Annotated in this window: 27 protein-coding genes; 11 read left to right on the forward strand and 16 right to left on the reverse strand. The window is 60.1% G+C overall.

Annotated elements, in window-relative coordinates; genetic code table 11:
* Nucleotides 1–213 precede the first annotated feature (213 nt).
* The 5 genes from P9220_RS16430 (at nt 214) to P9220_RS16450 (ending at nt 7,181) form a co-directional block, all read left to right on the forward strand.
* Entirely contained in the window at nt 214–1,425 is a 1,212-nt protein-coding gene (locus P9220_RS16430; protein ID WP_404989554.1) for an ABC transporter substrate-binding protein, read from the forward strand.
* 99 nt (nt 1,426–1,524) lie between these two features.
* Nucleotides 1,525–2,397 (forward strand): branched-chain amino acid ABC transporter permease, encoded by an 873-nt coding sequence (locus P9220_RS16435; RefSeq protein ID WP_309766072.1) that lies wholly within the window; start codon nt 1,525–1,527, stop codon nt 2,395–2,397.
* A 7-nt stretch (nt 2,398–2,404) separates the two neighbouring features.
* Entirely contained in the window at nt 2,405–4,351 is a 1,947-nt protein-coding gene (locus P9220_RS16440; protein ID WP_309766073.1) for a branched-chain amino acid ABC transporter ATP-binding protein/permease, read from the forward strand.
* A gap of 9 nt (nt 4,352–4,360) precedes the next feature.
* Nucleotides 4,361–5,095 carry an ABC transporter ATP-binding protein gene (locus P9220_RS16445; protein ID WP_309766074.1) on the forward strand — a complete coding sequence of 245 codons (735 nt, stop codon included), beginning with the start codon at nt 4,361–4,363 and terminating at the stop codon, nt 5,093–5,095.
* Between the two features lie 73 nt (nt 5,096–5,168).
* Nucleotides 5,169–7,181 carry an acyl CoA:acetate/3-ketoacid CoA transferase gene (locus P9220_RS16450; RefSeq protein ID WP_309766075.1) on the forward strand — a complete coding sequence of 671 codons (2,013 nt, stop codon included), beginning with the start codon at nt 5,169–5,171 and terminating at the stop codon, nt 7,179–7,181.
* A gap of 8 nt (nt 7,182–7,189) precedes the next feature.
* On the opposite strand, the gene P9220_RS16455 is transcribed toward P9220_RS16450, so the two are convergent.
* Nucleotides 7,190–8,701 (reverse strand): amino acid permease, encoded by a 1,512-nt coding sequence (locus tag P9220_RS16455; RefSeq protein ID WP_309766797.1) that lies wholly within the window; start codon nt 8,699–8,701, stop codon nt 7,190–7,192.
* 296 nt (nt 8,702–8,997) lie between these two features.
* Between P9220_RS16455 and P9220_RS16460 the strand changes: the two genes are divergently transcribed.
* Complete coding sequence (locus P9220_RS16460) at nt 8,998–9,654, forward strand: peroxiredoxin (protein WP_309766799.1); 657 nt, start codon at nt 8,998–9,000, stop codon at nt 9,652–9,654.
* Nucleotides 9,655–9,704: 50 nt separating this feature from the next.
* Here the strand turns inward: P9220_RS16460 and P9220_RS16465 are convergent, their stop codons facing one another.
* Nucleotides 9,705–10,178 carry a ferritin-like domain-containing protein gene (locus P9220_RS16465; RefSeq protein ID WP_309766076.1) on the reverse strand — a complete coding sequence of 158 codons (474 nt, stop codon included), beginning with the start codon at nt 10,176–10,178 and terminating at the stop codon, nt 9,705–9,707.
* A gap of 93 nt (nt 10,179–10,271) precedes the next feature.
* Nucleotides 10,272–10,979 (reverse strand): FCD domain-containing protein, encoded by a 708-nt coding sequence (locus P9220_RS16470; protein WP_309766077.1) that lies wholly within the window; start codon nt 10,977–10,979, stop codon nt 10,272–10,274.
* Nucleotides 10,980–11,419: 440 nt separating this feature from the next.
* On the opposite strand from P9220_RS16470, the gene P9220_RS16475 reads away from it, so the two are divergent.
* The 5 genes from P9220_RS16475 (at nt 11,420) to P9220_RS16495 (ending at nt 16,538) form a co-directional block, all read left to right on the forward strand.
* Nucleotides 11,420–12,319 carry a ketopantoate reductase family protein gene (locus P9220_RS16475; RefSeq protein ID WP_309766078.1) on the forward strand — a complete coding sequence of 300 codons (900 nt, stop codon included), beginning with the start codon at nt 11,420–11,422 and terminating at the stop codon, nt 12,317–12,319.
* A gap of 76 nt (nt 12,320–12,395) precedes the next feature.
* The gene (locus P9220_RS16480; protein WP_309766079.1) at nt 12,396–12,725 is read left to right on the forward strand and encodes a DUF4148 domain-containing protein; all 330 of its coding nucleotides are present in this window, start codon (nt 12,396–12,398) and stop codon (nt 12,723–12,725) included.
* A gap of 738 nt (nt 12,726–13,463) precedes the next feature.
* On the forward strand, nt 13,464–13,865 hold the full coding sequence (locus P9220_RS16485; protein ID WP_309766080.1) for a hypothetical protein: 402 nt from the start codon (nt 13,464–13,466) through the stop codon (nt 13,863–13,865).
* Nucleotides 13,866–14,285: 420 nt separating this feature from the next.
* Nucleotides 14,286–16,097 carry an alpha/beta fold hydrolase gene (locus P9220_RS16490; protein WP_309766081.1) on the forward strand — a complete coding sequence of 604 codons (1,812 nt, stop codon included), beginning with the start codon at nt 14,286–14,288 and terminating at the stop codon, nt 16,095–16,097.
* A 213-nt stretch (nt 16,098–16,310) separates the two neighbouring features.
* On the forward strand, nt 16,311–16,538 hold the full coding sequence (locus tag P9220_RS16495) for a hypothetical protein (protein ID WP_309766082.1): 228 nt from the start codon (nt 16,311–16,313) through the stop codon (nt 16,536–16,538).
* A 190-nt stretch (nt 16,539–16,728) separates the two neighbouring features.
* Here P9220_RS16495 and P9220_RS16500 read toward each other — a convergent pair whose 3' ends face one another.
* From P9220_RS16500 to P9220_RS16560, 13 genes are all read right to left on the reverse strand, one after another.
* A complete protein-coding gene (locus P9220_RS16500) occupies nt 16,729–16,878 on the reverse strand; it encodes a hypothetical protein (protein ID WP_309766083.1) in 150 nt (49 codons plus the stop codon).
* The gene (locus P9220_RS16505; RefSeq protein ID WP_309766084.1) at nt 16,878–17,051 is read right to left on the reverse strand and encodes a hypothetical protein; all 174 of its coding nucleotides are present in this window, start codon (nt 17,049–17,051) and stop codon (nt 16,878–16,880) included. Before P9220_RS16505 ends, P9220_RS16500 begins: the two co-directional genes overlap by 1 nt.
* Entirely contained in the window at nt 17,051–17,455 is a 405-nt protein-coding gene (locus P9220_RS16510; protein ID WP_309766085.1) for a hypothetical protein, read from the reverse strand. Before P9220_RS16510 ends, P9220_RS16505 begins: the two co-directional genes overlap by 1 nt.
* Nucleotides 17,455–17,718: a hypothetical protein gene (locus P9220_RS16515; RefSeq protein ID WP_309766086.1), complete on the reverse strand. Its 264-nt coding sequence runs from the start codon at nt 17,716–17,718 to the stop codon at nt 17,455–17,457. Before P9220_RS16515 ends, P9220_RS16510 begins: the two co-directional genes overlap by 1 nt.
* A 2-nt stretch (nt 17,719–17,720) precedes the next feature.
* Nucleotides 17,721–18,086 (reverse strand): hypothetical protein, encoded by a 366-nt coding sequence (locus tag P9220_RS16520; RefSeq protein ID WP_309766087.1) that lies wholly within the window; start codon nt 18,084–18,086, stop codon nt 17,721–17,723.
* Nucleotides 18,083–18,742 (reverse strand): glycoside hydrolase family 104 protein, encoded by a 660-nt coding sequence (locus P9220_RS16525; RefSeq protein ID WP_309766088.1) that lies wholly within the window; start codon nt 18,740–18,742, stop codon nt 18,083–18,085. Before P9220_RS16525 ends, P9220_RS16520 begins: the two co-directional genes overlap by 4 nt.
* On the reverse strand, nt 18,739–19,524 hold the full coding sequence (locus P9220_RS16530; protein WP_309766089.1) for a hypothetical protein: 786 nt from the start codon (nt 19,522–19,524) through the stop codon (nt 18,739–18,741). The genes P9220_RS16525 and P9220_RS16530 overlap by 4 nt, the downstream gene beginning before the upstream one ends.
* 3 nt (nt 19,525–19,527) lie before the next feature.
* Nucleotides 19,528–20,100, reverse strand: a complete 573-nt coding sequence (locus tag P9220_RS16535; RefSeq protein WP_309766090.1) for a hypothetical protein — start codon at nt 20,098–20,100, stop codon at nt 19,528–19,530.
* Nucleotides 20,097–20,510 carry a hypothetical protein gene (locus P9220_RS16540; protein ID WP_309766091.1) on the reverse strand — a complete coding sequence of 138 codons (414 nt, stop codon included), beginning with the start codon at nt 20,508–20,510 and terminating at the stop codon, nt 20,097–20,099. The genes P9220_RS16535 and P9220_RS16540 overlap by 4 nt, the downstream gene beginning before the upstream one ends.
* Nucleotides 20,507–20,728, reverse strand: a complete 222-nt coding sequence (locus P9220_RS16545; protein WP_309766092.1) for a hypothetical protein — start codon at nt 20,726–20,728, stop codon at nt 20,507–20,509. Before P9220_RS16545 ends, P9220_RS16540 begins: the two co-directional genes overlap by 4 nt.
* A gap of 86 nt (nt 20,729–20,814) precedes the next feature.
* On the reverse strand, nt 20,815–21,198 hold the full coding sequence (locus P9220_RS16550) for a hypothetical protein (protein WP_309766093.1): 384 nt from the start codon (nt 21,196–21,198) through the stop codon (nt 20,815–20,817).
* An 83-nt stretch (nt 21,199–21,281) separates the two neighbouring features.
* Nucleotides 21,282–22,076, reverse strand: coding sequence for a major capsid protein P2 (locus tag P9220_RS16555; protein ID WP_309766094.1), 795 nt, complete (start codon nt 22,074–22,076; stop codon nt 21,282–21,284).
* Between the two features lie 12 nt (nt 22,077–22,088).
* Nucleotides 22,089–22,214, reverse strand: coding sequence for a hypothetical protein (locus tag P9220_RS16560; protein WP_279616428.1), 126 nt, complete (start codon nt 22,212–22,214; stop codon nt 22,089–22,091).
* Nucleotides 22,215–22,409 lie beyond the last annotated feature (195 nt).

The raw sequence follows: 22,409 nt of genomic DNA on the forward strand, positions 1-22,409 counted from the left end.
TTTCTTTGCATCCCGAAGCGGCCGCTTCGGGATGCCGCCGTTTTTCCGTTTCGATGTGCGCTAACGCTCGTGCCGTTCGGGTATGTCCGAATATGGTCTGATCCTTACATTTTTCTAAACTCGCTCACCAAGCGCCTAATTAAAGCGACAACGATAAAAAGCGGGCGGGCAGGCTTTCACAAAGCGGTTCAAGCGACGGAGACAGAAATGGGAATGCAGATGAAGCTTATCGCGGGGATGCTCGCGTTCGGCGTTTTTTCGTCGGCCTATGCGGCTGATCCGATCAAGATCGGCGTCGATGGCCCTTTCACGGGCGGCTCGTCGTCGATGGGCGTCAGCATGCGCGACGGCGTGCGGCTCGCGACTGCGGAAATCAACAAGTCGGGCGGCGTGCTCGGGCGGCAAATCGTTCTCGTCGAACGCGACGACGAAGCCAAGAACGAGCGCGGCGTGCAGATCGCACAGGAACTCATCAACAAGGAGAAAGTGGTCGCAGTCGTCGGTTATATCAACACCGGCGTTGCGCTTGCGTCTCAGCGCTTCTTTCAGGAAGCAAAGATTCCCGTCTTCAACAATGTCGCGACAGGGTCGGTCGTCACTAAGCAATTCGACGATCAACCCGACAACTATGTCTTCCGCAATGCTGCCGCCGACCGCATTCAGGCGCCGATGATCGTCGAGGAAGCCATCACCAAGCGCGGCTTCAAGAAAGTCGCGATCCTTGCAGATTCGACCAACTATGGCCAGCTAGGCCGGGAAGACCTCGAAAAGGCACTGGCGTCCAAAGGCGTCAAGCCGGTAGCAGTCGAGAAATTCAACATCAAGGACGTCGACATGACCGCTCAATTGCTCAAGGCAAAGGCGGCGGGCGCAGAAGCCGTCCTGACTTACGGCATCGGGCCAGAGCTCGCGCAGATTGCGAACGGCATGGCCAAGCTCGGCTGGAAAGTGCCTCTGATCGGCAGCTGGACACTTTCCATGGCGAACTATATCGACAATGCCGGAACGAATGGCGAAGGCGCTCGCATGCCGCAGACCTTCATTCAGGATGCGAACACGCCGAAGCGCAAAGCGTTCATCGAAGCGTATCTCAAGGAATTCAAGCCGAAGAACGATCGTATCGATTCGCCCGTCTCGGCGGCGCAAGGCTATGACTCGATTTATCTGCTTGCGGCGGCCATCAAGCAGGCGGGCTCGACCGATGGTCCCAAGGTGAAGGAAGCGCTGGAAAGTCTCAACACCAAGGTCGACGGCGTGGTGATGTCTTACGACAAGCCATTCACGAAGGCAGATCACGAAGCGATCAGCCCCAACGTGCCGGTCATCGGCGAAGTGAAGGGCGGGCGGGTCATCTACGCTTACGACGCGGACAAGAAAGGCGGCAGTACGCTGCGCACCAAGCAGACGACGACCGCTTCGAACTGACGCACGAGTTCCATTCCGAGGGTAAGAGCCGCGCCCGCCGCTGTGGTGGGCGCGGCTTGACGTATGCGCTTGGTGTTTCGATCCAGAGGCGTCCAGACGATGATTCTTCTTCAGCTCATTTATAGCGGCATCGCGCTCGGCATGATCTACGCGGTGATCGCATTCGGCTATCAGCTCACATTCGCGACGTCCGGCACGCTCAATTTCGGTCAGGGCGATGCGCTCATGCTCGGCGCACTCGTGGGGCTGACGCTCGTTTCCGCCGGCGTCAACTACTGGCTGATGATTCCGCTCGTGTGCCTGTTCGGTCTCTTGCAAGGTTCGTTCGTCGAGCGAATCGGCGTGCGGCCCGCTATCAAGATCAAGTCCGAATTCGGCTGGATCATGTCGACGATTGCGCTTGGCATCATCTTCAAGAACGTCGCGGAAAACGTATGGGGACGCGACGACCTGCGCTTTCCCTCGCCATTGCCCGAAGCGCCGCTTCAGGTCTTCGGCGCAAATGTATTGCCGATGGAATTGCTCGTCGTGGCGGGCGCGCTCGTCATGATGCTCGCGGTGGAATTCTTCAACCGCAAGACGATCTTCGGCAAGGCGGTCGTAGCGACGGCGAACGACAGGGATGCCGCTGCGCTGATGGGTATCAATACGGGACTCGTCATCACGTTCTCGTATGCGCTGTCGTCGCTGACCGCTTCATTCGCCGGCGTCCTGATCGCGCCGCTTACACTGACGGGTGCAACGATGGGCGCCGTGCTCGGGCTGAAAGCGTTCGCCGTGGCGATCATCGGCGGCTTGTCGAGCGGGATGGGCATCATCGTCGGCGGCATGATTCTCGGTATCGCCGAGACGACGACCGGCTTTTATCTCTCCACCGGCTACAAGGATGTGCCTGGCCTCGTGTTGCTCCTGATCGTGCTGGCGGTCAAGCCTGCGGGTCTTTTCGGCAAGACGGCAATCAAGAAAGTCTGAGGCGGCCATGACGAAAGCAAAGAACTGGATTGCGGCCCTGATCGGCCTTGCGGCGCTTGCAATATTCCCGGTCGTATCGGGCAATCCGTATTACATCCATCTCGTCGAAACCATCATGATTTATGCGATCCTGCTGTTCGGGCTCGATATCGTGGTGGGCTATACGGGCCAGGTATCGTTGGGTCATGCTGGCCTCTTCGGCGTCGGCGCATATACGGCAGGCGTGCTCTTCGCCAAGCTCGGCATGCCGTTCTACGTGACCGCACCGCTCGCAATCGCTGTCACTGCCGCATTCGGCGCGATACTCGCCTTGCCCGCGCTGCGTGTGTCCGGTCCCTATCTCGCGATGGTCACGCTCGCATTCGGCACCATCATTCAGATCCTCATCAACGAGATGGATTTCTTAACGAACGGCCCCATGGGACTCAAGATTCCCAAGCCGACATTCGGCGCGCACAGGCTGGACGAGGTCGAATATTACTGGCTCGTTGCCGCGCTTCTGGTGGCCTCGCTGATCGTGGTGCATCGCGTGCTGAAGTCGCATCTCGGACGTGCGTTCGAAGCCTTGCGGGATAGCCCCATTGCATCGGACTGCATGGGTGTGTCGGTTTATCGCTACAAGGTCTATGCGTTCGTCATCAGCGCGGGTTTTGCCGGGCTGGCAGGCTGTCTCTATTCGTATTCCGAGCAATACATTTCGCCCAATACCTATAACTTCGAACTCACGATTCTTTTCCTGCTTGCAATCATCATGGGCGGACGCAAGACCCGCACCGGTGCGATCATCGGTTCGACGGTCATCGTGTTGCTGCCCAAACTGCTCGACGATATCGCGAACTTTCGGGTCGTTGCTACCGCACTCGCCGTGCTCGTCGTTGCGGGCGCGGCGCTCGCACTCGCACGCAAGACGACCACGCCGCAACGCGTGGCGATCCCGATGATCGGCACTGCGGGCCTCGCCGCATTCTCGTTCTGGATCGATGCACTGACCGACTGGCGTCTGACGATATTCGGCCTGATGATCCTGCTCGTCGTTTATTACTTGCAGGACGGCATCGTCGGCTTCGTGCGAAAGACGCTTCGTCTCGGACGTGTGCGCGTCACGAAGGTCGATACCGACGCCCTTGCAAGCGATACACGCGAAGACGATGCAGTAGCCGCCGTCGCACGAGAAGGGGCGGATGCCATTCTCGACGTACGCGGCGTGCTGATGCAGTTCAGCGGGCTCAAAGCACTCAACGACGTCAGCCTGACGGTCAGACGCGGCACGATTCATGGCCTGATCGGACCAAACGGATCGGGCAAGAGCACGATGATGAATGTCCTGACGGGCATCTATGTGCCTACGTCGGGCGTGATTCAATACCAGGGACAATCGTTAGGCGGGCGTACTTCGTCGAAGATCGCGCTCTCGGGCATCGCGCGCACTTTCCAGAACGTGCAGCTGTTCGGCGAGATGACGGCGCTCGAGAATGTGCTCGTCGGCCTGCACCATACTTTCCGCTCGAACTTCGCGGATGTCGGCGTGATGAGCCGTCGTTATCGGCGAGAGGAGCAGGCGGCACGTGAGCGCGCGTTCAACATGCTGCGTTTCGTGGGGCTCGAGCATGTGGCGAGCGAAGAGGCGCGCAATCTTCCTTATGGCAAGCAGCGCCTGCTCGAGATTGCGCGAGCGCTTGCGCTCGATCCGCAATTGCTCCTGCTCGACGAACCCGCTGCGGGCCTTACCGCGCCGGATATTCGCGAGCTTGTCGCGATCATTCGCAAGGTGCGCAATCACGGCATTACGCTCGTGCTGATCGAGCATCACATGGATGTCGTCATGAGCGTGTGCGATACCGTGTCGGTACTCGACTTCGGGCAGAAGATCGCTGAAGGCAAGCCTGCCGATATTCAGGCTAACGAGAAAGTCATTGAAGCCTACCTGGGCGGCAAAGCCGCGCAAGCAGCCTGAGGATCACCGATGCTAACGATCAAGAACCTCCACGCGGGCTATGGCAAGGTGAAAGTGCTGCACGGCATCTCGCTTGACGTACCCAAGGCCAAAGTGGTCACGCTGATAGGCTCGAACGGCGCGGGCAAGACAACGACCATGCGCGCAATCTCCGGCATGATCAGGCCGACGGACGGCGAAATTACCATGGGCGTCGGCAATGCCGCAAAGCGTATCGACGCAATGGACTCGCATAAGATCGCGCGCCTCGGCCTGGCGCATTCGCCGGAAGGAAGACGCGTGTTCGCGACGATGTCTGTCACCGACAATCTGTTGCTAGGCGCATTTCCACGCCTGACCTGGGCGCGTCCAAAAGGCGATGTGGCAGCGGACCTCGAACGGGCGATCGAGTTGTTTCCGCGACTGAAGGAGCGCCGGCACCAGCTCGCAGGAACGCTGAGCGGCGGCGAACAGCAAATGCTTGCAATGGCGCGCGCCATCATGCTGAATCCCGATCTCGTGCTGCTCGACGAGCCGTCCATGGGCCTTGCGCCGATTCTCGTCGAAGAGGTCTTTCGTATCATCGAGCGTCTCAAGCAGGACGGGGTGACGATGCTGCTCGTGGAGCAGTTCGCCGCTGCTGCGCTCAACGTCGCGGATTACGGTTACGTCCTCGAAAACGGCCGTGTTGCCACGCATGGGCCAGCGGAGCAGTTGCGCAACGATCCTTCCGTCAAGGCGGCATATCTCGGGGCGAGCCATTGATTGAGAATCGGTGATACCGTGATGCGAAGCATCGTGAGAGTGATTAGCACGAGCATCGGATAAAGGAGACACCATGACCGCCACGCCTCGTCACCCGTTCCCGTCGTCAACGCGCCTCGTGGAACGCGGAAAGATCGTCTCCGCGCGCGAGGCGGTGCGGTTGATTCGCTCGGGGGATACCATCGCGACGAGCGGCTTCGTCGGTGTGGGCTTCGCGGAGGAGGTGGCCATTGCGCTTGAAGCACGCTTTCTCGAGAGCAATGAGCAAGCCCCTTCCGAAGCGCAAGAGCCGATCGAGGACCTGACGATTGTTTATGCTGCAGGTCAGGGCGATGGCCGCACCAAAGGTCTGAACCATTTCGCGCATGAAGGGCTGGTCAAGCGAGTCATCGGCGGACATTGGGGACTGGTTCCCGGCTTGCAAAAGCTCGCCATAGAGAATCGCATCGAGGCATATAACCTGCCTCAAGGCGTGATTTCCCAACTCTTTCGCGACATTGCCGCGCATCGGCCCGGACAACTTTCAAGCGTGGGACTCGGCACGTTCGTCGATCCGCGCAATGGCGGCGGCAAGCTGAATGCGCGCACGACCGAGGACATCGTGCGCCTCATGCAAATCGACGGCGTCGAATACCTGTACTACAAGGCATTCCCAATCGATGTCGCGATCGTGAGAGGCACGACTGCCGATCTCAACGGCAATATCACAATGGAGAAAGAGGCGCTTACGCTCGAAGCGCTTTCCATTGCGATGGCCGCGCGCAATTCGGGCGGCATCGTGATCGCGCAAGCGGAGCGGCTTGCCGAATCCAACACGCTCAATTCGAGGCAAGTGAAGATTCCCGGCGTAATGGTCGATTGCGTCGTCGTCGCACGGCCGGAGAATCATTGGCAAACGTTCGGCGAGCAATACAGCGCCGCGTTCTCCAGCGAACTGCGTGTCGCCGCGAGTTCCGTGCAACCCATGCCGCTCAATGAGCGCAAGGTGATCGCGCGCCGCGCCGCATTCGAGTTGATGGCCAATAGCGTCGTGAATCTCGGCATCGGCATGCCGGAAGGCATTGCAAGCGTCGCGAACGAGGAGCAGGTCATCGACCTGTTCACGATGACGACCGAGCCTGGCGTGATCGGCGGCATTCCCGCGGGCGGACTCAATTTCGGTGCCGCCACGAATACGCAGGCCATCATCGATCAGCCCTATCAGTTCGATTTCTATGATGGCGGCGGCCTCGACATTGCTTTCCTGGGTCTTGCGCAAGCCGATCGAGAAGGCAATCTGAATGTCAGTAAGTTCGGGCCCAAGCTCGCGGGTGCTGGCGGTTTCATCAACATCAGTCAGTCGGCCAAGAAAGTGGTGTTCGTTGGCACGTTCAACGCAGGCAAGCTCGACATAGCAATCGACGCCGGCAAGCTGCATATTCGCCGCGAAGGCGATTCCCGCAAGTTCGTCGATGCGGTCGAGCATCGTACCTTCAGTGGCCGTCACGCGGTGGAGCGCGGCCAGACGGTGCTTTATGTCACCGAACGCTGTGTGTTCGAGCTGACCGAAGAAGGGCTCGCGTTGACCGAAGTCGCGCCGGGGATCGATATCGAGCGCGATATCGTCGCGCAAATGGGCTTCAGGCCCGTGATGAAGTCGGCGCCGCGCCTGATGAATGACTGCATTTTTCGCGACACGCCGATGGGCCTGCGCGAGACGCTTCTAGGGCTGGGCTTGTCCGAACGCTTCAGCTATGACGCAGAGAAGAATCTTTTCTTCATCAACTTCGAAGGGCATGAAGTGGCCAGTCTGAAGGACGTCGAAGACATACGCCGCGAAGTGGAAAAGCAGCTCGCGGGCGTAACGACGAAGCCGCACGTCATCGTCAACTACGACAACTTCTCCATCCGTCCCGAGATGCTCGATGCGTATTCGGAGATGGTCACGGGACTCGTCAGCGGCCTTTACGACGGCGTCACGCGCTATACCACGAGCAGTTTCCTGCGAATGAAGCTCGGCGATGCGCTCAAACAGCGGGGCGTCGCGCCGTATATCTATGAGAGCGCGCAAGAAGCGCGCGAGCACGGTACACGACGCGGTTCCTGAAGCTGTCGTCAATTCCTGGCAGTGTGCGCGGGCGGCGTTTGTTCCGCGCGGCGCAGCCTGCTATGGCGGATGCCGTAGACGAAGTAAATGACGATGCCAATGCCCATCCAGACGATGAGACGTATCCACGTATCGGCGGGCAGTCCCGTCATCAGGAAGACCGATGAAATTGCGCCTAGCGGAGCAACGATGAAAACCGCGGGCGTCTTGAACGCGCGCTTGAGCTCCGGTTGCGTGATGCGCAAGACCAGCACGCCGATACACACGACTGCAAATGCGAACAGCGTGCCGATGCTCACGAGTTCGCCGACGAGACCGATCGGCAGCAAGCCGGCGAGAACCATCACGATGAGTCCGGTCACGATCGTCGTGATGTACGGGGTGTGGAAACGCGGATGAATCTTTGAAGCAAAGGGCGGGAGCAAGCCGTCTCTTGCCATCGAATAGAAGATGCGTGGCTGGCTAAGCAACAGGACGAGAATGACCGACGTCAGGCCGAAAATCGCCCCGAGCTTGACGATGGGCGACAGCCAGCGCATGCCGATCGCATCGACGCCGACCGCAATGGGGTCCGCCACGTTGAGCTTGTCATAGGACACGATGCCTGTCAGCACGTACGAGACGAGCACATACAGGATGGTGCAGACGGTAAGCGAGCCGAGCAGCCCGATAGGCATGTCGCGTCTTGGATTGCGCGTTTCCTGCGCCACGCACGAGACCGAATCGAAACCGATATACGCGAAGAAGACCACCGCTGCGCCGCGCAAGACGCCGCTCATGCCGAACACGCCGGACTCGCCGGTATTCGGCGGGATGAAAGCGCCGGTCGGGTTGTTCGGCGTCACCCAATGACTCGTATCGACATACGCGATGCCCGCCGCGATGAACGCAAGCACGATCAGCACCTTGATGACGACGATAATGCTATTGACGCGCGCCGATTCGCGAATGCCGATGACAAGCAAAAGCGTGATGAGCCCGACGATCACCATGGCAGGAACGTTCAGGATCGCGCCAGCATGGCTCCATCCCTTGCCCGGCTCGTAAGCGAAGGGCGCCTGAGAGAGTTGCGCGGGTATATCGATATGCAAGGAATGCAGAAAGCTCACGACATAGCCTGACCACCCGATCGCGACCGTCGTTGCGCCAACGGCATATTCGAGTATGAGATCCCAGCCGATGAGCCACGCTATCAACTCGCCCATCGTCGCATACGCATAGGTGTATGCGCTGCCCGAGACGGGCACCGTCGACGCCATTTCCGCGTAGCAGAGCCCGGCGAGCGCGCATACGATTGCGCCGAGGACGAATGAAATGCTGATTGCTGGGCCCGCATTCGTCGCGGCCGCGTGACCCGTCAGCACGAAAATGCCCGCGCCGATGATGCAGCCGATGCCGAGCAACACGACATCGAGCGACGACAGCGAACGTTTCAATGCATGGCCGCCATGCGTTTCCTGAAGCATCTCATCGGTTTCTGCCGCCTCGCTTTGCAGCGCAGCAACGGCTTTCTTTCGCATGACGGTCACAATCGCCTCCTGTGGGACAGCCAGCCGGCCGTCGAGATGAATGCTGTTCCGTGATAGCAGATTTCCCTAAGGAATACGAGCTTGCCAGAGGCGTCTGCCGTGAACGCCCGTTCGCCTTAGCATTTCTTATGCCCCTGACCCTGTCGTCAGCGCGGGAATTCGCGCGCCGGTCCGCCGCGCCTGCGCGCGGCACTATAATCGGCTTGTCTGTTGCGCTCTCACATCCGGAATCCGTTTCGCATCGGCGCGAAACGCTCTCCGACTACTCTTTAACGTGGAGATCAAATATGTCCATCCGTATTGGTGACGAAGCCCCCGATTTCACCGCAGAGACCACGCAAGGCCAGATTCGTTTTCATGAATGGATTGGCGACCAGTGGGCGATTCTTTTCTCGCACCCGAAGGACTTCACGCCCGTCTGCACCACGGAACTCGGCTATATGGCCAAGCTCAAGCCGGAGTTCGACAAGCGCAATACGAAGATCATCGGGCTGTCCATCGATCCCGTGGATAACCATTCCAAATGGGCAAAGGACATCGAGGAAACGCAGGGCGCAGCCGTGAACTATCCGATGATCGGCGATGCGGACCTGAACGTGGCCAAGCTCTACGACATGATCCATCCCAACGCGAGCGGCGGCGGCCCGCGAACGGCGGTCGACAATGCGACCATTCGTGCGGTGTTTATCGTTGGACCGGACAAGAAGATCAAGGCGACGTTCACTTACCCGATGAGCGCGGGCCGCAACTTCGACGAGGTGCTCCGCTTGCTGGATGCGCTGCAACTTAACGCGAAACATACGGTTGCGACGCCGGTGAACTGGAAACCGGGTGAGGACGTGATCATTCCGACGTCGGTCTCGGACGAAGACGCAAAGAAGAAATACCCGGAAGGCTTCAGGACGCTGAAGCCTTATCTGCGCACGGTGGCGCAGCCCAAGTGATCTCGTTGTGTTGCTGAAAACGCGCTGTCCTTCTCGGGACGGCGCGTTTTTCATACATGCCCGGTCCGTCTTTCGGGCGACGTCTCGACTTCGCCGGGACGGCGCAGCATCTTGTCGACCTCGCCGGCATGCAACTCTTCGGTATGAATCATTTGCCGGGCGTATTCCTCTAGCGCCACCGACCGATCTTCCACGAGCTTCAGCAACTGGCGATAAAGGTCTAGCGCAACATTCTCCGCCTGCAGCGATTCGCGCAGAATCGTCGCGATATCGAATGTGTGATTGTCGAGAAGCGGGCCGATTTCGAGCGACGGATAAGCGCCTAGCGTCGTGATCCATTCGCCGGCCAGATGCGCGTGCGTCAGCGATTCGTCCGCCTGTGCGCGCAGCCACGCTACGATCGGAATGCGGCCGAAGCCGAACACCAGAAACGAATAGTGCGTATAGCGCACGACGCCAGCGAGTTCGGATTCCAGAATCCGGTTCAAGACGCCAACGACCTCTTCCTTGTCGAGCTCCGCCATCGTTGCCTCCGTCATTGCGTTGCAAAGCGCGTTACGGCCAGTGAGGGCACTCGATCATTGTAGTCATTGATTGCCGTCGGCGTGCTGACGCACTCAAACCGGTTCTTCGACCCACATCGACGCTCGCCCGAGCACTTGGGACATCGCGAGACGAGCGCCGCCGCCGTCTGCCGTATCGATTGCACGCACGACACGGCCGTAGTCGCTCAATTGCGATTCGGAGACGCGTGCAAGCGCATGCGGCTGCACGCGCAAGGACGCTTTCATTGCCCTCAGGCCCACGCGCACGACGCTTCCCATTTGCCGCAACACTTCGTCGCCGCTTGCATCGATAATGGTCGTCAGCAATGCATCCTCTGCCTGCGACTGCAAGTCCTCGGACGGCGAGGCATGCACGAGCCGCTGAAAAGCTGCATTGATTCCGATGCGTTGATGCCGGTTCGCGCGCGTGGCGGCCAGGGCAGCGGCGGGGGGATCGACCAGTGAGCGGAAGTGGATGAGCCGGCGCATGCAGTCGGGGTCGGGCACGGCGCGCAGGCGCCACTCCGCGACTTCGGCATCGATGATGAGCCACTCGTTCGCCGGCCTGATGCGGGTGCCGGTCTTCGGACGTACGTCGAGCATGCGTCGCGAGATGAGCACGCTCAGCGCTTCCCGCATGATGGTCCGCGAGACGCCATGCTTCTTCGAAAGAATTACTTGTGGCGGCAGGACATTGTCTTTGTATTCTCCGTTGACGATGCTCGCGACAAGCTGATTGACCACGCGCTTGACGAGCGATGCTTCATATCCATGGTTCATATTTTTGTTCTCGTGAAAACGCCCACGCTTCGGCTGCGCGATGCCCTTTGAGAGGCCGCTGCCGCATTTTTTGCTCGTGCTGATGTGACGCCTCGGTGCGCCGTGAGTCGGTCTCCCGTGTGCCGCGGTCGCGGTTCCAATCCTCATTGCGGATTGCGGACCGGCGCAGCACATACCCCATAGCGGTCGGCCATTGTTTGAAACCACCCGTCGATCCGCTGAAGCAAGCGTATCGTCCCGCGCTACGGTTTAACAATATGGTTCACCGCGAATTCGACTGACTATGGTGCGTCCGCCCACAAAGCAATGGCATCGTTCCAGTGCGCAAGCGTTTGCGCTTTGAGGCCGCTCAACAATTAGTGGACAGCGCTTTATGCTATTTTCTTGTCGCAAGCATCATCGATGCGGCGATGCGGTCGTGGAGCTACGAGGAAAAGGATATGAAATTCGCAGTAATGGGCGCGGGCGCCGTGGGCTGCTATTACGGCGGCATGCTCGCGCGTGCCGGTCACGAGGTCGTATTGATCGCACGGCCGCAACACGTCGAAGCGATTCAGCGGAACGGGCTCCGTCTGGACACCAGGTCTTTCGATGAACACGTGTGTGTTTCAGCAAGCACCGAGGCGAGCGCGGCTGACGGCGCGGAGGTCGTGCTCTTCTGCGTCAAGTCGACGGATACCGACAGCGCTGCAATTGCGCTCGAGCCGTATCTGAGCGAACGCACGCTCGTCGTGTCGATGCAAAACGGCGTAGAAAACGCGGAACGCTTGCGTGAACTGCTGCCGCAGGAAGTCGCGGCGGCCGTCGTCTATGTCGCGGCCGAAATGGCAGGGCTGGGGCATATTCGCCATCATGGCCGTGGCGAACTGGTAATCGAGCCATCGACCGTAAGCGAGGAGCTTGCACGTACGCTGTCCGCTGCATCGGTGCCCACTCAAATCTCGGACAACGTGCGCGGTGCGCTCTGGGCCAAGCTCGTACTCAATTGCGCTTACAACGCGCTGTCGGCAATTGCGCAGACGCCCTACGGACGCCTCGTGCAAGGTGAGGGCGTCACGCGGGCCATGCGCGATGTGGTCGACGAATGCCTTGCCGTCGCTAAAGCGGATAACGTCGCCATACCCGGCGACGTCGGCGCATCGGTGCGCGGTATCGCAGAGACAATGCCCAATCAATTTTCCTCGACTGCCCAGGACATGGCGCGCGGCAAACGCAGCGAAATCGATCATCTGAATGGATTGATCGTGCGGCGTGGCGAGGCATTAGGCGTGCCGACGCCCGCGAATCGCATGCTGCACGTGCTGGTCAAGCTGCTCGAGGGCGAGCGCAGCAAGGACTAGCGCGGGCACAGGCTATGCTCAATGTTTGGGGCAAGCACATAGCGAATTGTGCTGCCTTACAAACCGGAGGTTCGCCATGAAGTCATTCGTTAAAGCTGTGGCCGCTGCTGCCGTCCTGGTCGCGCCGGCGCTTTGCTTCGCCCAGGACAATTCTTCGATGACGCGCAGCCAGGTCCAGCAGGATCTGCGGCAAGTGGAAGCTGCGGGTTATAACCCCGGGCAGTCGGACCGCACCACGTATCCGAGCGATGTACAGGCCGCTGAGCGCCGCGTCTCTCAGCAGGACGGCGCCATGTCGGGTAATCAGAGCGAATACGGTGGCGCGAATAGCGGAAGGTCGGCAGCCGGGATGCGCGCGTTGCGGCCGATGAATTCAAACAATCAGTCCGTCTATTTCGGTCATTGAGGGCTCTCGAGTTTTTGCGGTGATCAGTAGGTTCCAAAAAAGAGGCCCGGCACGTATGCCGGGCCCAAATGGGATGATCATAGCCCCGCGTCCCCGACGCCGTTGCGTGCGCCGGCGACGTTGCCCGGTGTGATCATCCGCGTGGAAACTTAATAATTGAAACAACCGCCTAAGATGTTTTAGTCCTTGCCGCTTAAACCAGCCTTAAGCGATGCACCGCCCGCATTGGTGCGATTCCAATCCCCCGCCGTTTCAATCAGAAGGCTTCGGCGAGTGACCTTCGCGAGTTAACGTTGTCTCGTCAGGGCAGTCACCGAATTTGCCCGGGCAAGACAGATATCGCCTGCCAGCAATAAATTCCGCTTAAACAAATGCATCAAAGCAGGGCGAAGAAAAGACAGCAAACATTTCTTGGTTTGATGCTGCATGTTTGCTAGCATGTACACAGAGAGTCGCGCGCAAACGATTCCCCGCCTCGGCAGAAGTCAGCAACTCATGCCCTTCCGACCGAACGCCTCTCTCAAGAAAGAATGCTTCTAGAAATGCAATGCACCAACGTGCGTTGCGATACGACACGTCCACCGAATACGTCGCACGGAATCTATCAGCGGCGACGCACGGTCGGACCGCAATTAATCCTGGCTTATTGCAGGTGCCATCCACATACAGTGACGTCATTCGAATTGAATGACGCGAGGAAGCTTTGTGCTTGTCATCCGGAGACTTTGCGGAGGAAACGTGGAAACGGAACTGAGCCAACGGCTTGCTAAAGCATTGCGGCGCTGCGCGTCTCATCGGCAATTGCTGACGTATCAGCGTTTTCATTCATTATGTGACAAGGGGGTGCCACTGGTACAACGTTATGCTGCACTGGAGTCTGCCGTGCAAGCGCTAGGCGACTTGCGCGACATAGATTATGGGGTACTTCTTGCGTTAGATAGCGGACTGCCCGGCACAGAGTTTTTCCAGCGTTATCTTCGCTATCGTCATAGCGAATACATCCAGACGATGGGCGATCCAAAATATCAACGGCAGACACTCGCCCGCAAGAAGGCCCTCGTGGCGAGCGAGCGTGCTCGCGTCTACGCGCACGCCCGCGCAGCCGACGAAGAGCCTGCAAAGTCCGTCATCGCTGCGTGACGGGCATAAGGGCCTCGGCCGACTGCCGAGGCCTTCCTTCGAATTGTCGTTTCCGGCACTCATCTCGCTTTCCATCCATCTGCGACCAATTCACTCATGCGTTGAAGCGCTGCGCGTTGGCGAGCGTACATACGCTCATGCAAGCGCACGCATTTTGATTTGCATTGCACGAATCAGTCTATGCAAGCTGGCTTTCGAGCAGCAAATCAATGGTCGCTTAGGCAGAAATGTTGGAAAGGCGACTTAGCGAAGCCGTCCTGATTTCTACAATTGCACGGAATGGCCCGCCCGTCGCGTTTATTTCGAGGGCAGGTCAGGCGTCGCACATGCATTCAAGCATGCGTGATTGCGCGCAAAGTCAAGGCACAGGGAGCGGGGGCATCCCTTACTTTGTACGCCGCCAGAGACGAGGACATAACAATGAAACCGGTGGTATTCGGCAGCCGTTTCGGATGGCTGCATGCAGGCGCCAGCAAGCGCGGCGTCGTGCTGTGCAACACATACGGTCACGAATACGTATGGACCTATAGCGGTATGCGTGTGCTCGCGGAAGCGCTTGCGGCACAGGGCGTCTGGGTCTTGCGTTTCGACTATCGCGGCACGGGGGACTCATCCGGAGAAGATGCGGCGCCCGGGCAGTTCGAATCGTCGATAGATGACATCGGCGCGGCCGTCGACTTTCTCAAGGCGCAAACAGGCATCCAGCATGTGACGCTGTGCGGCTTTCGCGTCGGCACGGCATTCGCGGTGCAGGCGGCGCTGCGCCGTCCTGTGGATGATCTCGTATTGCTGGCGCCCGTCGTAAGCGGGCGCACTTATATGCGTGAGCTCAGTGTGACGCGCAAGACATGGTTCGATCAGCTTGCCGCGCCGCTGCGCGAGATACAGCCGCAGGACGGGCCGTTCAACGTGCTCGGGCAGGTTTATGGCGACGATCTGAAACGTGATCTCGAATGCATCGATCTGGCCGCAAGTGTCAAGCGCGCGGGCGTTGCGCCTGCGCGCCGCGCGTTGCTGATGCACGGACGTGTCGGCTCCAAAGACCCGCTACGCGATGCACTCGTCGAAGTCGGCGTCGACGCTCAGTCGCAGGCTTTCGAAGACATGACCGGCTTCATTCAGGAATCCGCGTTCACTGTGACGCCGAATGCGGCCTTTGCGAAGGTCGTCGAATGGATCGCGGGGGATCAGCCTCGACAAGCGGTCAAATCATTTTCGCCGTGGCCTGAAGAAGACTTGCGCATCGAAACGCCGGAAGCGATCGAGCGGCCCGTTTGCATCGGCGAGGAGGGGATCTTCGGCATTCTGTGTGAGCCGCGCCTTGCAGCGTCGCGGGGTGCGGTGTACCTGCTTGCGAATACGTCATCGAGTTCGCGGGTCGGCGACAGCAGACTCTCCGTGCGTATCGCGCGGGATCTCGCGAGGCGCGGCATCGCTTCGTTGCGATTCGATGCGCGTGGCCGTGGCGATAGTCCGGCTGTGCCGGGTATCGCGCATTCGGACACGCCTTATAACCGCATCTACAACCCCGTGGCGACGCAAGACACGGCTGCTGCGGCCCGTTGGCTGTCGCGCCAGGGCTATAAGTCGATCCTGTCGTTCGGCATTTGCTCGGGCGGTTATCACGCACTCAAGGCCGCGGTGATCGAAACGGCTATTACGGGCGTGGTCGCCGTGAATATTCCGACGTTCAAGCAGCCGGAAGACAAGACGGCCGAAGGGATGCGTGAATCGACGCGCAACTCGATGGCGGGTTACGCAGCGTCGATGTTCGAGTTGAACAAGTGGAAAGCGATTCTGCGCGGCGACAAGAATCTTCTGCGCGTGCTTGGTTTCATCGGCAGCTATGTGACGACGCGTGCGCGTTCCCGTATTGCCGATGCGTTCAGGCTCGACAGCCTTACGCATACGCCGCCCGAGCAGGCGACGACGCCTCAGTCCATCGCTCGTGCGCTCGACGCTAAGGGCGTCAGGACGGTCCTCGTCTACGGCAGCTACGATGCAGGTCTGGATGTGCTCGCGGCGCATTGCGGCAAGCTCGGCACGCGCCTCGCGCGTTACAGGAGCGTGCGCGTGCTGACGTTTTCGGATGTCGATCATTCGCTTTTCAATCCCGCAAGCTCCGCGCAGATCATTGCGTTGTGTGAGAGCGTCAGCAAGGAGACGAACGTGCCAGTGACGCAACCGGTTATCGCGGTTCGTGCGCCGGCTGTTCCGCTGAAGAAGGCTTAGAGCGTGGCAAGGAGTCTGGTGACAGGTTCCCCAGACTCTCTACGGCGACGTATGGAGCATTTATCAAAATGTCGCTAATTTATGTTATGTCAAATACCGGCTTAAGCGCCTGATGCAAGCATTCTCCCTCCGCCCCGCAACAATCTAAGCGCCGAATACGGCATATGAAATGCTCCTTTTCGCTCGATTGCGACTAGGAGCTTTTTTACGTCCATGCTCGATCTGTTTGGCGAAGTGATTGTTACCGCCGATGACATTCGGCAATGGGTCTGCGCGGTCGCCCCGGCGTTCTGTTCTAGCGAGCGCGCCTTCGATCACTACGTGCGCGCCTGGCGGGTTGCCGACAAGGTGCGCGCCGCGAAGCTGGACGGCACCTTCGACAGCACCATAGAAAACGCCCGCGCGCGGCGGGCGTTGCTCCTGCAGCGATTCGGGTTTTAGGCCGTCTTCGCTTGCTTGGCGCGCCAGTACAGGAAGGCGTAGCACGCAGCCGCGCCGATGGCGGCAGACTTCCAGTTGATGTGCGGCATGGATAGCTCCTTATCGCTTGAGGAATCGGCCCGTCACCTTGCTGCGTGCCGGGGTCTTTTTGCGCGCCTTGTGCGCGGTCTTACGCTTGCGAGTTGCCATGTCAGGCTCCTTTCGTGAGATGGTCCAACAGAAGTTTTTCGAGCGTCACCAGACGTTCTTTCATGTTGCGAAGGTCCGCGCGCACCGCCCCGTAAGCGACGAGCGACGCCGCGACTTGCCCGCCGACTTGCCAGAGCAGCGCCGCGTCCATTACGCGCCTGCCTTGGCCGCTTCCGGCACCAGCACGCCCGCGAGCGCCGCGCCGATGACGAGCGTCTTGCTCGCCACGTCCGGCACCGTCTGGGCCGCCGTCAGGCCCGCCGCGATGGCTGCAAAGGTTGAAGGCTCACGCAGCCGCGTTGCCAAGAATTTCAGATAGCTCATTACCAGTTCCCCGTACCGTTTCCAAAATCCAGCCCCGCCGCCGGTGCCGGTCCAAAAATGTTCGCGTTGCCGTCGCCGGTCAGAATTCCGACCAGCCCGCCGAATGGCCCCGCCTTGGCCGTTTCCAGCCACGACGCGCCCGGCGCAGTGGTGCCGCCCACCGTGCCGAATGACCACGTATTCAGCACGTTCGCCGGTGCCGACACAATCGCGTTGCCGATGCTCGCGCCGGGAATCGACGGATCGAGCACCGGCACGTTCACCAGTTGCCAGCCGGTGGCGGCCGTATCGCTGATCGCGCTGCCGATGCCGCCGACCGCGCTTTTCACCTTCCAGCCGGCATAGACCAGCAGCAAAAGCACACCGCCGACCGCCGCGAGTTCGAGCTTGTGCTTAGTCGTCATCAGATATGCCCGAACACGCTGCCGTAGCCCGTTGCCTGTACCGACAGGCCGCCTTGCGCCGGGACCGTGCCGAACATGTACGAGGGTTGCCCGCTCGATGCGTCCCACACGCTTTGTGTCCAGTTCGTGCCATCGTTCAGCGCGAACGTTTCGAGCTCGCGCTGATAGGCCGATTCGAGCGCCGATGTGCCACTGTGCGAGCGCTGATAGAGCCAGCCGAGATAGATCACCGCACCGAGAAACAGGAAGTCTTTTTTCGTCATGGTCAGAACCCGTAAGTGGCCGGCGCGAGCACGTTGAACATGCCGCTAAACGGCGATTCGATCACCTGCCCGGTATTGCTGTTGTAGGTGACTTGGCCCGGATCGACGTAGACGCCGTTGCTTGAAAACGTGCCGTTGCCGAACAGGGTCAGGCCGCCCAACGTGGTGCCCCAACTATTCGCGCTGGTCGTCGCCACCGGCGATCCGCCCAAGTTGCTGATTGCGTTCGACAGCCACGACGCCGCGTTCGCGCCGATGGCCGCTTGGCCGGTCGTGGCCGGTGCGCCGGGCGTGGTTTTCTTGACCACCAGCAGCAGCACCGCCGCCGCGCCTGCGACCAGCAACAGGCCGTTTTTATCGAGCTTCATGCTGCTACCCCTCCACCGTTTGCCGCGATCACTGCGAGCGCGGTATCCATCGAAATCGTTGGTTGCCCATACGGCGAACCCGGCAGACTCGCCCACTCTTTCGCGCACTTGCCGATGGCCGCCGTCCACCGCCCCGCGAGCACGTCCGCGAGCGCGCCGCGCCGCTTGATCAGCGCCACCGCCGCCACGTCCTGCGAGGCCGGGCTAAAGTCCGTCAGCCCGTAGCTGGCCGCGACTTCGATCCACGTGCGATAGAGAATTTGATACGCGCCCGCCGCCGTCGATGTCAGCGCGCCGCGCGTCACCGCGATGTTCGGGTGACGGCTGTAGTCGTTGAACAGGCCGCCGCCGAATAGCGTGCGGTAGCCGTTCGCGCCGGTCGTGCCTTCGCCCCGGCGAATCATCGCCAAGAACGCTTGAACGTTCGGATCGCTAACCGCCGCTGAAACCGATGTGAAAATGTTGCTCACGCTTGATCCAATGTCGTTGAAATCAAAAGACGAGGACGTATCGCCCGCGCCGCTGTCCGTGCCGTCCGTGCCGTCCGCCGGATCGCCGGTGTACACCACCGACGCCGATTGATTGGCCCACAGGACATAGGCCGCCGCCGCCAGCGTGGCCGCCGCGACCAGATAGAGCGGCCCCGGCGTTTTCATTGCGATTGCTCGAACCACTCAAAGCCCACCTGCAATGGCAGGTTCGGCGCGCTCGTACAGGCCGACAGACCATAGCCAGGCGGCAGAATGAGCGGTTCCTTGAATTGCTGCATCGACACTGCCGACTGTGCGCCGCTCAAACCCGCGCACGCCGCACCGCCGTAAAAACTCGCTGGCGTGGTCGCAGGATTCGAGATGTACACCTTGGCGAGGCCAATCGGAGAACCGGCCATCTTGCTCGATACGCTCGCGCTCGTGATCTCCGCCCCGCCCGCGACGACGCCCGACATGATGCCGAAGTTGGCGACATACGCACCGCCCGTTGAAAGCGCCGTGATGCCTTCAACGATCACGAGCTTCCCCGATCCCGCCGGATTCACCAGTTCGACGCACGAACGGTTCGAAGCATTGGCCGGGCAAAATCCCTGCGCGAGGAATGCCGCGTTAATCTGCGTGCGCGCGAAACCCGCGTCCACCACCGCCACCGTGCCGCTAATCGTCGAATCGTCGATTTGACCGTCGCCAACCACCACCTTGCCAACAATCACCGCCGCGTTGGTGTAGTTCGCAAGCGTCCACGAATCGGGCGTCTTGGCCTTCGAGCCGAGCCGGAACGCTTGCCCCGGCGCGAGCGTCACCTTCTGGCCGCCGAGACTGCCGGGCGTGACCACAATCGACGCATCGCCGCCGCCATTGCTGCCGCTCATGTACTTCAAATAGTTTCCCGGCGCATGCACCACGAACGTCGAATAGGCCGGCACCGTGATATCGAAAATCTGCATGGATTACCCCTTGTGCGCGAACGCCATCACGCCGACGATGCACACCACCGCCAAGCCCGCCGCGATCAGATATCGGTTGTCGTTTTGCGAGGCGATTTGCGTCTGCGCGAGTTGCGATGCGATGCCCGTCACCGCTTGCGTGGACTGATTGACGCCGCCCATCAGCGAGTTGGCGAGCGCCGTATTCGCTTGCAGCATCGATAGCCCCACGTCCGCAAGGTGACTGCTTGCCGTCACCGTGTCATGAATCGCGGTGTTCGCCACGCTCGTGTTGCCGTTGACCGCCGTTTGCGATGCCGCCGTGATGCCGCCGACCGCGCCATTGACCGCCGCTTGCATGGCCGACAGCGCCGCTTGCACCGCCCCGCCATCGGTCGTGACCGAGTAGGAGCTGTAGGACGTCATGTTGCCGTCGCCGCTGACGCCGATGCCGTCTTGCACCGCGTTGCGCTTGTCCGCGTAGGTGTTATTCGTTGTCGATGCCGACGACGACGACGAGCCGCCTTTGAAGTTGGCGGGCGTCGACGGCAAGCCTTGCCGCATCAAATGCAGTTCGGCAGGACGAAGAATTCTCATTGCAGTTCCTTCCTCAAAATCACGCTGGCCCTTGCGTAGCCCGCGCGCTCTAATTTCTTCATCAGGCCCGCGCGCCGCGTTTCAATCCGCATACGCGAACACCCCGCCGCCGCCGCTTGCCGCTCGATCACCGGCAACACCACCTGAACTAAATCCACGTCCGCGCGACCGTGCGCAAGCGTCACCTCCGCCTCACGCTTGCCGCCGCTTTCGCGGCACTCGATCACGTAGAACAGCACCGGCACGCCGTCGACCAGCACGCGGAAAAACTCGCCGGCCGCCAGACAATCGACCGCCTCCACCATGCCGCCGGACGTATCCACCTTCGCCAGCATCGACGCGCCGAACGCCGCCGCGACTTCATCGCGCACGCTTTGTGTAATACGTTCGGCCACGAGCTGCACTCTCATTTGCGCTTGACGATCACGATCACGATGGCCGCGATGCCGAGCAGCACAAACGGGTTATTCAGGTTGATTCCGGTCGTCGCGCCGCTGGCCGCGTTCGCCAGCCCCGCCGCGAGATTCGACACCGGGTTCGGCGTGGCGCTTGCGCTGCCGCTGCCGAAGTTGACCGCCCACCCGCTGTTGTCGACCGTGAACGCATCGAACGGCGAACTAGTCGCCATGTTCGGCGGTGACATTCCGCCGTAGAGATTGTTGAAAAACGACGCCGCGCCCGCCGCCGTTGCTTGGATCGCCAGCGGATTCATGGTCAGCCCTTATGCACGGCGAGCAGCACCACGGCGAACACGCCGAGAATCATCAACATCTTGTTGCTGTTGACCGCCGAGATTTGCGCCGATGCGACTTGCCCCGCCGCTTGTCCTTGCGCGACCAGTCCGAGTTGCGTGGCCTCGTACTTTTTGTAGTCGAGTTGCTGATTCGTGTTGTAGATCGACGTGAACGCCGACAGCCCGTTATTCAGCAGCGAGAACACGCCCGGCGCATAGCTGTAACCAGCGCCGCCGGTATCACTGCCCGTCACCGCTTGCGCAATCGACGGCGTGACATAGGTGCCATCGCTTTGCGGTCCGACCGTAAAGCCATAGCTGTTATTCAGGCTCATGCCGAGCGACGAAAGATCAAAGCCGTCCATGTTTGTCCTTTGATGGTCAAAAAAAAAGCGGCCCCGACACTACGGAATCAACCGGGCCGGGGCCGCCGCTCCCACCGTGGCCCTTACATGTTGCCGAGCACGTCCAGCACTTCGACCACCGCCGTAACGGTATCCGCCGCCGTAAATGTCGGATTGAATTCGAGCGCCGTTGCATCCGCCGTCTTGACCGCGTTCGCGTAGTTGTTATCCGCGCACGGGTCATACGTGTAGATGTTCGGCTGTGCCGTCTTCTGATACTCGCCCTGCCAGAACGAGTTGACCGCAGTCGGCACGTTGTCGTGAATCACGATGCCGTTTTTCTTGACTTCGAGCATCGACAGGTTGCCGCCGTGCGCGAAATGAACGCGCTTGATCAGGCCGCCCCGGTTCGTGATGTCGATCAGCTTCATCGGGAACTTGCCCGAGCCAGCAAACGAGGACGTGAAAAGAATCTGCTTGGCGATCACGCCGAGCGGGGCCGGTGCGTTGTATTCGGTATAGCTGTCCAGCGTCGGCGCAGTGGCACCGGCAATGGTCACTTCGACGGTCAGCGACGAGACGCCCGACGCCGTGTTGATGTTGCCCACGTACTGTTCCACCATCGACTTGGCACGCGGTTCCGTGAAATCGATGGTCAGGAAACCGCCGTTGGCTTGAAGTCCGCGATACTGGTTGATCAGGTCCAAGCGCGATCCAAGCGCCTGATAAATGATCTTGCCGTTCACCTTGACGTTGATGTTCGTGATCATCGACTTGGTGAACGTGGTGCCACCCAGCGCGAGAATGATCTTGTTGTACGACATGCCAATCGGCAGATTGACCGTGGCGACGCCGTTTGCGACAACGTTCGTGAAAGGCGTGTTTTTAACGAGCAGCATGGGCGCGCCTCCTTAGCTGACGATGGTCGTAATCAGCGGCACGTTCAGCGACGTGGCCACAGGACGGACGACGATCTTCGTCACCGCGTTGAAGGCCAGATAGGCCAGATAGGCTTTGAGCAGCGCCTTTGCGTTCATGGTTCGAGACTCCGAGAGATGCCGCACCATGCGGCCCGTTTGAATGGTCGCCAGTGTCACCCGCCACCCCTCAAAATCTCGAATCCGCGACCCATAGAGCGCGCCCTATAGAACGCGACAAAAGCCCCTGTAGCGCCTCGAAATATTTTTTTGGCTATGTCGCGACCTAGCCACGCCCGCGAGCGCCGCCAGCCC

The organism is Caballeronia sp. LZ016, assembly GCF_031450805.1.
GTDB lineage: Bacteria > Pseudomonadota > Gammaproteobacteria > Burkholderiales > Burkholderiaceae > Caballeronia.